Here is a 12,422-nt window from a genome sequence, read left to right on the forward strand (position 1 = left end):
TCCCAACAGGAGCCTTGATCCATGAGCGCAACAGTCGGTGGTACCACCGCCCTTGGCGACAACGCCGCACGCCAGCTGGCCAACGCCACCAAGACCGTTCCCCAGCTCGAGACGATCAGCCCGCGCTGGCTGACGCACCTGCTGCAATGGGTGCCGGTGGAGGCGGGCATCTACCGCGTCAACAAGGTCAAGAACCCCGAGTCGATCAAGGTCACCTGCACCTCGCGCGAAGAAGAAAACCAGCTGCCGCGCACCTTCGTCGACTACGAAGAAAACCCGCGCGAGCACTTCCTCAATGCCGTGAGCACCGTGCTCGACGTGCACACCCGCATCTCCGACCTCTACAGCAGCCCGCACGACCAGATCAAGGAGCAGCTGCGCCTGACGATCGAGACGATCAAGGAGAACCAGGAGAGCGAGCTCATCAACAACCCCGACTACGGCCTGCTGGCGCAGGTGACGGAAGAGCAGCGCATCTTTCCGCTGACCGGTGCGCCCACGCCCGACGACCTCGACGAGCTGCTCACCAAGGTGTGGAAGGAGCCCGCCTTCTTCCTCACGCACCCGCTGGCCATTGCCGCCTTCGGCCGTGAAGCCACGCGCCGCGGCACGCCGCCACCCACAGTGAGCCTGTTCGGCTCGCAGTTCATCACCTGGCGCGGCATTCCGCTGATCCCGTCGAACAAGGTGCCGGTGGCCGACGGCAAGAGCAAGATCCTGCTGCTGCGCGTGGGCGACAAGCGCCAGGGCGTGGTCGGCCTGTTCCAGCCCGGGCTGTCGGGTGAGCAAGGCCCGGGCCTGTCGGTGCGCTTCATGGGCATCAACAACCACGCGATCGCGTCGTACCTGATCTCGCTGTACTGCTCGCTGGCGGTGCTGACCACCGACGCGCTGGCCGTGCTCGACGACGTCGAGATCGGCAAGTACCACGACTACGCCGACACCTACAAGTAAGCCGCGGTGAGCAGCACACCATCGTTTCCAGGCGAGGCGCCGTTCGATCCGGCCGCGCTCGCGCGCATGGCCAACGCCATGTTCGCCTCACTGCCGGGCACGGCGCCGACCTCGTTCCCGGGGGCGGCACCGGCTTCGTTGCCGGGCGTCGCGAACGGCCTGGTGCCGGGCGCGCAGTTTCCCGCCAACGTCGCGCCGCCGGGCTCACCGCTGGTGAGTCCGGCCGGCTTCGGACCGAGCGTGCCGGGCACGCCGATTCCGCAAGGGCAGATCCCGGGCGCCAACGTGCTGCCCGCATCGCCCACGCAACTGCCTTCGCTCGCCAACCGCGCGCCGGCCCTGCTGCCGCACGCGGTGGCGGGCAACGGCGTGCCGGACACGGTGCTGTCGGTGGCGCCGGCGTTCGAGCCGCGCTCGGGCGGCACGGTGCTGGGTGTGCCGCAGCAGGTGAATGCGCCTGCTGTGCCCTCGGCGGGCGCTTCGCCGTTCTACTTCCTGAACAACAGCTTCGGGCACCCGTCGGCCGGCTCGGCCTCGCCCGTGCCCGCCGTGTTTGCGCCTGCGCAGGTCTTGCCCCCTCTCCCGCTTGCAGGAGAGGGCTGGGGTGAGGGTCCGCTGCCGAGCCAGGGTGCGGGGTCGTCCCTCACCCCAACCCTCGCCCCGGAGGGGCGAGGGAGCAGCAGCCAACCGCAGGCGAGCCAGCAGCCGCAGTTCTACTTCGTCGATGCGGTGCGTCTGCCCAACGGCTTCGTCACGCCGGCCAAACCCGACCCGCGCGGCCCCGACGCCGTGCCCCTCGCCGGCAGCGGCCAGCATCCGCCGTTCGACGTCAACGCCGTGCGCCGCGACTTCCCCGTCCTGCAGGAGCGTGTGAACGGCAGGCAGCTCGTGTGGTTCGACAACGCCGCCACCACGCACAAGCCGCAATCCGTCATCGACCGGATCTCGTATTTCTACGCGCACGAGAACTCGAACATCCACCGCGCGGCGCACGAGCTGGCCGCACGCGCCACCGACGCCTACGAAGGCGCGCGGGAGCGGGTGCGACAGTTCATCAACGCGCCCGAAGTCGAGGAGGTGATCTTCGTGCGCGGCACCACCGAGGCCATCAACCTCGTGGCCAAGAGCTGGGGCGCCCAGCACGTGGGCGAGGGCGACGAGATCATCGTGTCCAACCTGGAGCATCACGCCAACATCGTGCCGTGGCAGCAGCTTGCCGCGACCAAGGGCGCGAAGCTGCGCGTGATTCCGGTGGACGACTCGGGCCAGGTGCTGCTCGACGAATACCGCAAGCTGCTGAACGACCGCACGAAGATCGTCGCCGTCACGCAGGTCTCGAATGCACTGGGCACCGTGGTGCCGGTGAAGCAAATCGTCGAGCTCGCGCACCGTGCCGGCGCCAAGGCGCTGGTCGACGGCGCGCAATCGGTTTCGCACATGCGCGTGGACGTGCAGGACATCGGCGCCGATTTCTTCGTGTTCTCCGGCCACAAGGTGTTCGGCCCGACCGGCATCGGCGTGGTCTGGGGCAAGCGCGAGGTGCTCGAAGACATGCCTCCGTGGCAAGGCGGCGGCAACATGATTGCCGACGTCACGTTCGAGAAGACCGTGTTCCAGCCGATCCCGAACAAGTTCGAGGCCGGCACCGGCAACATCGCCGACGCGGTCGGCCTGGGCGCCGCCATCGACTACGTCAACAAGGTCGGCATCGAGAACATCGCGCGCTACGAGCATGACCTGCTGGTGTACGGCATGCGGCAGCTCGGCGCCGTTCCGGGCGTGCGGCTGATCGGCACCGCGGCCGACAAGGCCAGCGTGATGTCCTTCGTGCTCGACGGCTACACCACCGAAGAGGTGGGGCATGCGCTGAACGACGAAGGCATCGCGGTGCGCACGGGCCATCACTGCGCGCAGCCGATCCTGCGGCGCTTCGGCGTGGAGACGACGGTGCGCCCGTCGCTGGCGTTCTACAACACCTTCGACGAGGTCGACCGCCTGGTGGCCGTGGTGCGGCGCCTGGCAGGACAGCGGCGCGCAGGCTAGGGCTTGGGCGGTGGCCCGAGGTGCTGCCTGAAGAAGGCCAGCACCTCGGCATTGAGCGTGTCGTGAAAGGCCTCCCGGTCGAAGCCTCCCGCGTCGTTGCAGATCTCGGGAAACACCTTGGCCATGGCCCCGGAGCAGGGCGCCAGGAAGGCGAAATGCGCGGAGCCGGCGGGCACCCGGAAGTCGGGCGGCGACGGCAGGCCGCGCCGAACCTCCTCCACGCGCGCCGGCAGCACCCCGTCGCCACCCCGCTCCGAAGCCCAGAGCTGGACCGGGATCGTCACGTTCCTGAGCCCTTGCGCATCGAAGAAGCTCAGCGGGTCGGCGATCACCGCGGCCTTGATGCGATCGTCGCGCACCGGCGGCCCGGCCGGCAGGTCGTTGTTGCGGGACTGCACGCACATGGGCACCGTCGAGTCCTTCGCGCACCAGGTCAGCCCGGCGCGGAAATCCGGCGCTGCGCCCGCCAGCGCAAGGCCGGTGTAGCCGCCGCGCGAAAAACCGAAGAAACCGATCTGCGCGGGCGCGATACGGTCGGGCCACCGGCGCAGCATGTGGTCCACCAGCCGCTTCATGTCCATCGGCCGGCTGATGAAGACCGAGAGGTCCCGGTGCCGGCTCATGTCCTCGAAGTTGTCGCCCGAGTGGCTGATTGCGGCCACCACGAAACCGGCATCCGCCAGCGCGGCGGCCGTGTCGCGATGGCCCAGGAAGCTGCCGCCCGCGCCGTGCGACATCACGACCATCGGCCACTTTCCGCTTCGGATGGCGCAGTCCTTCGCGACCTGGAGCGTGATGAGCGGTCCGAGTGCAAGCGGGGCGGCGGAGGCGGCCTGTGCATCGCACGGGTACCAGATGGCGCCGCGCAGTGCGGGGCCCTGGGCGTCGGCCGGTACTTCGAGGAAGGTGAACCCGGCGGCCTGCGCGAGCGTGCTCGACAGGCAGAAGACGGCGGAAATGGCGATGGCGCGAAAAGACATGGATTTGCGGCTCGGTGAGGTGGCGAACGGTCAGCGGGCGGTGCGGATCGGGATCAGCAATTCGGTGCGCAAGTCGGCCTGCGAGGCCGTGCGCGGCGAGTTCAGGTAGTGCTCCAGCGTGGGCCGGTCGTCGGGCTCGTGGCCGCTTGCCGGCAGCCAGCGGGCATGCAGCGTGTTGATGGCCGCGTTGATGCGGCTGTACGGGCCGGACAGGCAATGCAGGGCGTAGCGGCCGGCCGGGAGTTCGAGCGTTTCGGTCTCACCGTCTTCAGGCCAGGGGTCGCGCGAGACCGCGCCGGCGTAGTACCTGAACCCGTCGGCATCTTCCGGATCGCCGAACGAGACGCCGAGCCACTGGGTCACGCTGGCGGCGCCCTCATGCAGGTGCAGGCGGCGTTGGGTGTGGGGAATGGTCGACGGCGGCCCGCGGTGGCGCAGCGCCTGCACCCGTTGCGCGGGGCGCTCGACGATCCGCACGGGCAGCGCGTCCGGAGCGTTTGCGCCAAGCATCGCCGCATGCATCTGCTGCTGGAACGCGCGCGGCGACTGCCCCGTGAACTGGCCGAAGGCACGCGTGAAGGCCTGCGGGCTGTCGTAGCCCACGGCCATGGCGACCTGCGTGACGCTCTGGTCGCCGGCCTCCAGCAGCCGGGTGGCCAGCGCCAGCCGCACGCGGCGCACGGTGGTTGCCACGGTTTCACCGGCGATGCTGCCGTAGACGCGGTGAAAGTGAAACGGCGAGAAATGCGCCATGCGCGCCAGGTCTGCTAGGCGGTGCTCGGCCATCGGGTCGGCCACGATGGCCGCGACGACGCGCGCCACGCGTTCCCTGTAGCTCTGTTCGGCGCGGCGCGGGTTCAAGGTCATGGCCGGAGTGTGCCGCCTGTCGGCGCAGCCAGCTTGGCCGGCCTTGCTGTTTTGCCTTGTCTCGACGGCAAGCTATGCTTGGCAATTGTTAACAACGATGCTTGCCACCGCATGTCCTTGCCTCAAGCCTCTTCTTCCTCCGCGCCCCGGGCGGCCGATGAATCCTGCGACGTGATGGTCGTCGGCGGCGGTCCAGCCGGCTCGACCATCGCCGCGCTGCTGGCCGAGCAGGGCCGCAAGGTGGTGCTGCTCGAAAAAGCGCATCACCCGCGCTTTCACATCGGCGAATCGCTGCTGCCTGGCAACGTGGAGCTGTTCGAGAAACTGGGCGTGCGCGACCAGGTCGAGAAGATCGGCATGCCCAAGTTCGGCATCGAGTTCGTCTCGCCCGAGCATGAGCACCGCAGCTACGTGGAGTTTGCCGAGGGCCTGGACAAGACGCTCGACTCCGCCTGGCAGGTGCGCCGCTCCGACCTGGACGAGATCCTGTTCCGCAACGCGGCCACGCGCGGCGCCCAGACCATCGAGGGCTGCAAGGTGCGCGACGTGGCCTTCGACGCCGATGGCGCCACCGTGCACGCCGAGATGGACGACGGCGCCAGGCGCAGCTGGCGCGCCCGCTTCGTGGTCGACGCCACGGGCCGCGACACGCTTCTGGCCAACAAATTCCGCTGCAAGGAAAAGAACCCCGACCACAACAGCACCGCGCTGTTCGGGCACTTCACGAATGCCGAGCGGCTCGAGGGCAAGAAAGAAGGGAACATCAGCATCTGCTGGTTCCCGCACGGCTGGTTCTGGTTCATTCCGCTGGCCGACGGCACGACCAGCATCGGCGCCGTCTGCTGGCCGTACTACCTGAAGACGCGCGACAAGCCGCTGAAGGAATTCTTCTACGACACCATCGCGCTGTGCCCGGTGCTGGTCGAACGCCTGAAGAACGCCACGCTGGTCGACGACGCGGTGCATGCCACCGGCAACTTCTCGTATTCGAGCACGCACGCCACGGGCGACCGCTACCTGATGCTGGGCGACGCCTTCACCTTCATCGACCCGATGTTCTCCTCGGGCGTGTACCTGGCCATGACCAGCGCCTTCGATGGCGCCAGGCTGGTGGCCACGGCGCTCGACCAGCCGGCCGAGCTGGCGCTGGCGCGCAAGGGCTTCGAGGCCATGACGCGCAAGGGTCCGCGCGAGTACTCGTGGCTCATCTACCGCGCGACCAACCCGACCATCCGCGACATGTTCATGTACCCGGGCAATCCGTTCCGCGTGAAGGAAGGCCTGATGTCGCTGCTGGCCGGCGACATCTACAACGGCAAGCCGATGTGGCGCGCGCTGGGCATGTTCAAGTTCCTGTACTACTTCATCTCGGTCACGCACATGCGGCGCACCTGGGCGGGGTGGAAGCGGCACCGCCTCAACATCCGGGACATGGGGATGTTGAAGGGGGAGACGGTGCTGAAGTCGGAGTAAGTGAAGTCGGAATAGTGCGACGTCTGGTTCAGCCGGCCGCCGCTTCGCCGGTGAAGAGCGCGTTCTTGCGTGCGACGGCGCGAAACGGCGCCGTGATGCGGCTGTCTGCCGCGACGGCCCGCCAGAACACCGCGGCCAACCGGCGCGCGCCGGGCCATTCCTCCAGTGTCTCGACGGTCGGTGCCGCGGCGCTCGCCGCCAGGTCGCGCGCTGGCAATTCGCCGTTGACGGCGGCATAGAGCGTCGGAAGCACGTCGTAGGCGGGAGACAGGCGCCAATTGCCGTTCTCGATGAGCAGCGAGATGTTGCCGTAGTGCCGGTCGGTGTTGCCGACGAGCCGTCCGAACGCCTCTAGAAAGCGCAGCCGCTGCGCGTCGTCCGCACGCATCAGTCCGCGCGACGCCATGCGGTTGGCCGTGGCGGCCCAGTTGTCGATCTTGCCGACGTGCTGCGCGTCGTAGGCCATCAGCGACACCATGCCGATGCGTCCCCTGGCGGTGCGGTCGAATCGCTCGACTTCCAGGAACACCCGGCCGGCTTCGATGAGCACGCGGGTGGTGGATGCGGCAACGCCGGCTTCTTGCAGCGTGCGCAATGCCAGGTGTTCGCACACGAGCAGGTCGCGAGCGCGCTTGTCCGCGGGCGAGTTGCCGGCGGGCGAGAACTTGACGATCACCTGCCGACCGTCGCGCACGGTGCAGAACTTGGGCTGTTCGCCGCCGGCCGACGAGCCCGGCAAGGTGCCCTGCATGGCGCTGTCCGCCATGGCGGGATAGTCGCCGGCGGTCACTTGCGCGGCCTGACGTGCGGCCAGCGACTGGAAGCGGTTGAACGACTCGGCGCCGACGACCAGGTTGCCCGGCAGGTCCTCGCCGCACAGGGCCAGCGCCTGCAGCACGTCGTCGTCGGTCCAATGCTCGGGGTTGGCGGGCAGGCCGAGTTCGGGGTGGCCGTGGGCGAAGGCACGGCCGATGAAGCCCTGCGGGCGCATGTCGGCAAGGAACCAGGGCAGTCCGTCGTGCAGCGCGCTGGCGCCTTCCTGCTCGTCCATCCAGCAGCGGCCACCTTGCAGCGGCACGATGCGGCCGAACGGCGCGGCGTTGCCGTTTTCGCCGACCTTGACGACGGGCACTTCGGTGCCGAGCCGTTCGACGTGCCGGGGTGCGACATACCTCTGCGAGCGCGCCGCGCCCACCTTCAGGATGTCCGCACTGCGCAGCAGCGGTGCCAGCGTTCGCGACACGGTCGGCTGGCTGACGCCCAGCCGGGCCTGCACGTCAGCGCCGGTGACGGCACCCTGCGACCGGATGAAGGCAAGGGCGGTCTCGGCCAGGGCGGGGGGCATTGCCATTGAATACCAAGGTGAATAGATAAATTATTCTATTCTTCATTGGTAAATTCACGAAATTGAATGAATTTGTGAATAGATAGTTGGCGTCATGTCTTGGCCATTTGCACCGCAAACCGCACCCCTGGCGCGGGGCTGCTGAGAACGTCGATGCCAAGGTCCGCCAGGGCTTCTTCAACAGGCGCCATCGAGGCCTGCGCGAGCACGACGACATCGGTCCCGTCGGCACTGTCGGCCTTCGCGCGAATCGCCCCGGCCAGTGCCTCGACGTAGCCGGTGATGTCGCCGGACTGGAAAAGCGACCACGCCCGCTCGACGAGCAGTTGGCTCGGCCGCACCACCACCCCCGCGTCCTGCGCCGCGGAAAGAACCAACGCCGTCGTCGGCGCCAGCGTGCTCTCCAGCGCCGCGACGATCAGCACGCGCGGCCCGGTGCGCACCGCGCGGTCGGCCATGGCGCGGTCGATGCGCAGGGCCTTGAACGCATCGCCCGTGGCGGTTCGTTCGGCGATGGCACCAATGGTCGAGCAGGTGCACACGACCACCGTGGCGCCGCTGGCGGCGGCCTCGTGCATGGCGTGGTGAACACGTGCAACCAGGCCCGCGTCGTCGACGCCGAGGACGCGCGCATCGGCGAGCAGGTCTTCGCGCACCGCATGCCGAACGCGCAGGTCGGGCGCGATCTCGCGCACCAGTCGCTCGAAGGTCGGCACATGCACCTGCGCCGTGTGAAGGAACGCCAGCGCATCTTCGGGGGGCGGCATGGCGTTCAGCCCGCCGTGCGCGCGCGTTGGGCCTCGTAGGCCTTCAGGTGGACGTACGCCGTGCGCAGCACCGAAGGCGTGGCCTGCTGGCCCGCGGCCGCGCGGCCGAGCAGGTCGCCCACGATGTGGTCGGCTTCCACTGCCGCGCCGCGCACGATGTCCTTGTACATCGACGCGGTCATCGGCGAGCCGGCCGCCGTCATGATGGCGCGGCCGCGCTGCACGGCCGCGGGGCGCGGCGCAAAGCCGTTGTGCGTGGCGATGGCGCAGCACTCGTCGAAGATCGCGAGCGCCACGTCCTGCCCGCCTGCCGCCACGATGTCGCCGATGGTCGCGCGCATCAGGCTCGTGAGGCCCGCCGCCGAGGCGATGAAGACCCACTTCTCCCACATGTCCTGAGAGATGTTCTCGCTGGCCGTGGCGTCGAACTTCGCGCCCGCGAACTGGGCCGCGATGGCGTCCACGCGCTCGGAGCGCCCGCCGGCGCGCTCGCCGTAGCTCAGGCCGTGCATGTCGTTCAGGTGCAGCACGCGGCCTTCGTCGTCGAGCGTGGCCGAAATCATGCAAAGGCCGCCCAGCACACGCTGCGCACCGAAGCGCTCGGCCAGCCGGTCGATGTGCTTCATGCCGTTGAGCAGCGGCAGGATCACGGTGTCGGGCCCGACGGCGGGCGCGAACGAGTCCATGGTCGAGTCCAGGTCGTAGGCCTTGCTGCCGACCACGACCACGTCGTAGGGGCCGTCGATGCCGTCGGCCAGCACATGCTTCGGGGCGGGAAGCAGCAGGTTACCAAACGGGCTTTGCACCACCAGCCCGGTCGTCGCGAGCTGCGCCGCGCGGCGCGGGCGCAGGAGGAAGGTGACGTCGCGGCCCGCCTCCAGCAGACGACCGCCGAAATAACCACCGAGTGCACCGGCACCCACCACCAGAAATCTCATTGCGCTGTGCTCCTGAGTCAGAGAAAAGATCGTGGGCGATGATGCCCCCGATCGCTAGGCGCTGCTTCAGGCGGCCGATTTCTCCAGCAGCCGCCGGCGGGCAAAGGGCGACAGGTCGAGCGCGCTCGGCCGGCCCAGCACATGGTCGGCAATGGCGTCGCCCAGCCCGGCCGAATGCTTGAAGCCGTGGCCTGAGCAGGCCGAGGCGATGAGCACGCCGGGCAGGCCGTCGAGCGCGTCGATGACGAAGCGGCGGTCGGGCGTCACGGTGTACATGCAGGCACGCGCTTTCAGCGCCCGCCCGCCGATCTGCGGAAAGCGGCCCGCCACGCGCTCGCGGTACATGGCGGCGCTTTCTTCGGGGCTGACCGTGCGCTCGATGGTGTCGGGCGTGGTGGCGTCCACGTACTGCTCGGTCGCGACCTTGAGCGCGGGCTGCGCCGGGTCGGACGACGGAAAACCGTACATGTAGTCTTCCTGCCCGTCGCCGAACATCCAGATGAAGATGGGGAAGCGCCCGGGCGCGAAGTCGGCGGCGGCGCTGCCGGTGTCGAACCAGTGCATCACCTGGCGGTGCACGGAGAAGTCGGCTTGCCAGTCGGCGCGCGCCTGCTTGCCGAGGAACTCGGGCAGCCAGGCACCGGCCGACACCACCACGCGGTCGGCGGTGAAGCTGGCGGTGTCGGTGCGCACAAGCACGGTGTCCCCGTTGCCGACGGGCTCGACCGCCTGCACGCGTTCGCCGGTGCGTGTTTGCGCGCCCGACGCGCGGGCCGCGGCCAGTTGCGCGCCGATGGCGTCCTCGGGCCGGACGAAGCCGGCGTCGTGCTCGTGGTAGCCGATCTCGTCGCCCTGCAGATGGAACTGCGGAAAGCGCGCGCGGATACCGGCGGCATCGAGCACCTCATGCGCAATGCCGAAGTGCTCCGCGCTGGCGATGGTGCGGCGCACGAAGTCGGGCTTGCCGTGGTGTTCGGCCACGCGGCCTTCGGGCGCGAGGATGAGCCCGCCCGTGGTGGTCATCAGCGGCTTGCCGGTGCGTGCCTCGAGCTCGCGCCAGATGGCGTGCGAGCGCTGCACGAAGGGCACGTACTCGTCGCCTTCGCCCACGGCCAGGCGCGTGATGCGCGAGTCGCCGTGCGAGGAACCGAGGTCGTGCGGTGGCGCGAACTGGTCGATGCCCAGCACGCGCGCGCCGCGCTGCGAGAGTTGGTAGAGCGTGGCGGCCCCGAGGGCGCCGAGGCCGACGACGATGACGTCGTAGTGGGTGGACAAGGTCACGTGGGAACTGGCGTCAGACGAGGTTCAGGTCGAGGAAGGCGTCCTTCACCTCGATGGGCTTGGGAATGAGCTTGAGTTGCGCAAACACATCGGCCAGGCCTTGTTGTTCCTGTGCGATGGCCGGCGTGAGCGCGACCACGCCATATTGCCGCCGTTCGGTGGCCAGCGCCAGCACCTTGGGCTCGACCTTCAACTGCGGCGCCAGCGTGGCGACCACGTCGGCCGGGTGCGCCTGTGCCCATTCGTTGGCCTTGCGCAGTTCGGCGAACACGGTGCGCAGCACGTCGGTGTTGGCGCGTGCGAAGCCGGGTTGCGCGAAGTGGTAGGTGCGGTTGCCGCTCAGGCCGGTGCCGTCGAACAGCACGCGCGAATCGGTCGCCAGTTGCGCGGCGGCAAGAAACGGGTCCCACAGGCCGATGGCCGCGACGCTGCCCGACTGGTAGGCCGCGATGGTGTCGGAGGCCGTGAGGATGTACACCGGCTCGATGTCGTCATAGCGCAGGCCCGCCGCCTCGAGCGCGCGGATCAGCACGTACTGCGTGTTGTAGCCGCGGCCGGTGACGACCTTTTTTCCCTTCAGGTCGCGCACGCTGCGAATGGGCGAGTCGCGCGGCACCAGGAAGCCGACGCCGCCGGGGTAGGGGCTTTCCGCGGCCAGGTACACCAGGCCCTTGCCGCTGGCCTGCTGGAACACGCCGATGCCGTCCGAGGCGTGGCCGAAGTCGATGGCGCCGGCAGACAGTGCCTCCGACAGCTGGCTGCCGCCGAGGAACTCGGCCCACTCGACCTTCACGCCGCTGGGAGCCAGGGCTTTCTCGAGCTGGCCCGTGCCCTTCAGGATGTTGAGCGTGTTGAACTTCTGGTAGCCGATGCGAAGTGTCTTGGTGCGCGATTGGGCAAACAGCGGTGCGGCGGCTGCGGTGAAAGCGGCGGCAGTGCCGGCGTGGAGCAGGGTGCGGCGAGAGAGAGAAGGGGTGTGCATGGCGTGAGCAAAAGTCCGCGACTGTAGGAGCCACGGCCGTTCATCGCCACGAAGCTTTTGTCATTTGCTCATGCGCAATGCGGCGGTGCAATTGCGGGCCGAATTGCTTAGGGGAGGGCGCAGTCCGGTACAAAAAGCAGCAAGAACCTTTCAGCAAAAGGTCTTGAGCGGTTCGCATAATCGCGTTCGTCATTCCTACCCTTTCACTCAAGGAGCTTCACCCATGGCCCAGACCCGCATCGCCGTTCTCGTCGGCAGCCTGCGCAAGGATTCGTACAACCAGAAGCTGGCGCTCGCGCTGGCGCACCTGGCACCCTCGGACTTCACCTTCGAGCACCTGCGCATCGACGACCTGCCGCTGTACAACCAGGACGAAGACGGCAATCAGGCCCCCGCCGTGAAGCGCCTGAAGACCGAGATCGCGGCAGCCCAGGGCCTGCTGTTCGTCACGCCCGAATACAACCGCTCCATTCCCGGCGTGCTGAAGAACGCCATCGACCACGCCTCGCGTCCGTACGGTCAGAGCGCCTGGGGCGGCAAGCCGGCGGGTGTGCTCGGCGTGTCGGTGGGCGCCATCGGCACCGCGCTGGCGCAGCAGCACCTGCGCAACATCCTGGCCTACCTCGACGTGCCCACCATGGGCGCGCCCGAGGTGTTCCTGCAGGCCAAGGACGACCTGTTCGACGACAAGGGCCACATCGGCAATGAAGGTTCGAAGAAGTTCCTGCAGGGGTGGATGGACAAGTATGTGGCCTGGGTCAAGACGCATTCGGCCTGAGTCCCTTCCTTGCC

The 12,422-nt window shown here is 68.4% G+C and carries 11 protein-coding genes; 4 read left to right on the forward strand and 7 right to left on the reverse strand.

Annotation, left to right across the window (positions count from 1 at the left end; genetic code table 11):
* Nucleotides 1–21: 21 nt before the first annotated feature.
* Together AC0IYU_RS00095 and AC0IYU_RS00100 are read left to right on the forward strand one after the other, a co-directional pair.
* Nucleotides 22–954, forward strand: coding sequence for a family 2A encapsulin nanocompartment shell protein (locus AC0IYU_RS00095; RefSeq protein ID WP_116907517.1), 933 nt, complete (start codon nucleotides 22–24; stop codon nucleotides 952–954).
* A 66-nt stretch (nucleotides 955–1,020) separates the two neighbouring features.
* Nucleotides 1,021–2,997, forward strand: a complete 1,977-nt coding sequence (locus AC0IYU_RS00100; protein ID WP_472112698.1) for a family 2A encapsulin nanocompartment cargo protein cysteine desulfurase — start codon at nucleotides 1,021–1,023, stop codon at nucleotides 2,995–2,997.
* Here AC0IYU_RS00100 and AC0IYU_RS00105 read toward each other — a convergent pair.
* Nucleotides 2,994–3,977 (reverse strand): alpha/beta hydrolase family protein, encoded by a 984-nt coding sequence (locus tag AC0IYU_RS00105; protein ID WP_472111593.1) that lies wholly within the window; start codon nucleotides 3,975–3,977, stop codon nucleotides 2,994–2,996. The two genes, AC0IYU_RS00100 and AC0IYU_RS00105, sit on opposite strands and share 4 nt — an antisense overlap.
* Before the next feature lie 30 nt (nucleotides 3,978–4,007).
* The gene (locus tag AC0IYU_RS00110) at nucleotides 4,008–4,844 is read right to left on the reverse strand and encodes an AraC family transcriptional regulator (RefSeq protein WP_472111594.1); all 837 of its coding nucleotides are present in this window, start codon (nucleotides 4,842–4,844) and stop codon (nucleotides 4,008–4,010) included.
* A gap of 111 nt (nucleotides 4,845–4,955) precedes the next feature.
* On the opposite strand from AC0IYU_RS00110, the gene AC0IYU_RS00115 reads away from it, so the two are divergent.
* Nucleotides 4,956–6,317 carry an NAD(P)/FAD-dependent oxidoreductase gene (locus AC0IYU_RS00115; protein WP_472111596.1) on the forward strand — a complete coding sequence of 454 codons (1,362 nt, stop codon included), beginning with the start codon at nucleotides 4,956–4,958 and terminating at the stop codon, nucleotides 6,315–6,317.
* Nucleotides 6,318–6,345: 28 nt separating this feature from the next.
* Here the strand turns inward: AC0IYU_RS00115 and yjjJ are convergent, their stop codons facing one another.
* The 5 genes from yjjJ to AC0IYU_RS00140 form a co-directional block, all read right to left on the reverse strand.
* Nucleotides 6,346–7,668: a type II toxin-antitoxin system HipA family toxin YjjJ gene (gene yjjJ / locus AC0IYU_RS00120; protein WP_472111598.1), complete on the reverse strand. Its 1,323-nt coding sequence runs from the start codon at nucleotides 7,666–7,668 to the stop codon at nucleotides 6,346–6,348.
* An 86-nt stretch (nucleotides 7,669–7,754) separates the two neighbouring features.
* Nucleotides 7,755–8,429, reverse strand: coding sequence for an aspartate/glutamate racemase family protein (locus AC0IYU_RS00125; protein WP_472111600.1), 675 nt, complete (start codon nucleotides 8,427–8,429; stop codon nucleotides 7,755–7,757).
* A 5-nt stretch (nucleotides 8,430–8,434) separates the two neighbouring features.
* On the reverse strand, nucleotides 8,435–9,367 hold the full coding sequence (panE, locus tag AC0IYU_RS00130; protein ID WP_472111602.1) for a 2-dehydropantoate 2-reductase: 933 nt from the start codon (nucleotides 9,365–9,367) through the stop codon (nucleotides 8,435–8,437).
* A 66-nt stretch (nucleotides 9,368–9,433) separates the two neighbouring features.
* Complete coding sequence (solA, locus tag AC0IYU_RS00135; protein WP_472111605.1) at nucleotides 9,434–10,648, reverse strand: N-methyl-L-tryptophan oxidase; 1,215 nt, start codon at nucleotides 10,646–10,648, stop codon at nucleotides 9,434–9,436.
* Between the two features lie 13 nt (nucleotides 10,649–10,661).
* Nucleotides 10,662–11,630: an aliphatic sulfonate ABC transporter substrate-binding protein gene (locus AC0IYU_RS00140; protein WP_472111606.1), complete on the reverse strand. Its 969-nt coding sequence runs from the start codon at nucleotides 11,628–11,630 to the stop codon at nucleotides 10,662–10,664.
* Nucleotides 11,631–11,853: 223 nt separating this feature from the next.
* Here AC0IYU_RS00140 and AC0IYU_RS00145 point away from each other — a divergent pair, with 223 nt between their 5' ends.
* Nucleotides 11,854–12,408 (forward strand): NADPH-dependent FMN reductase, encoded by a 555-nt coding sequence (locus AC0IYU_RS00145; protein ID WP_472111608.1) that lies wholly within the window; start codon nucleotides 11,854–11,856, stop codon nucleotides 12,406–12,408.
* Nucleotides 12,409–12,422 lie beyond the last annotated feature (14 nt).

The sequence above is a fragment of the Variovorax sp. AC103 genome (assembly GCF_979254005.1).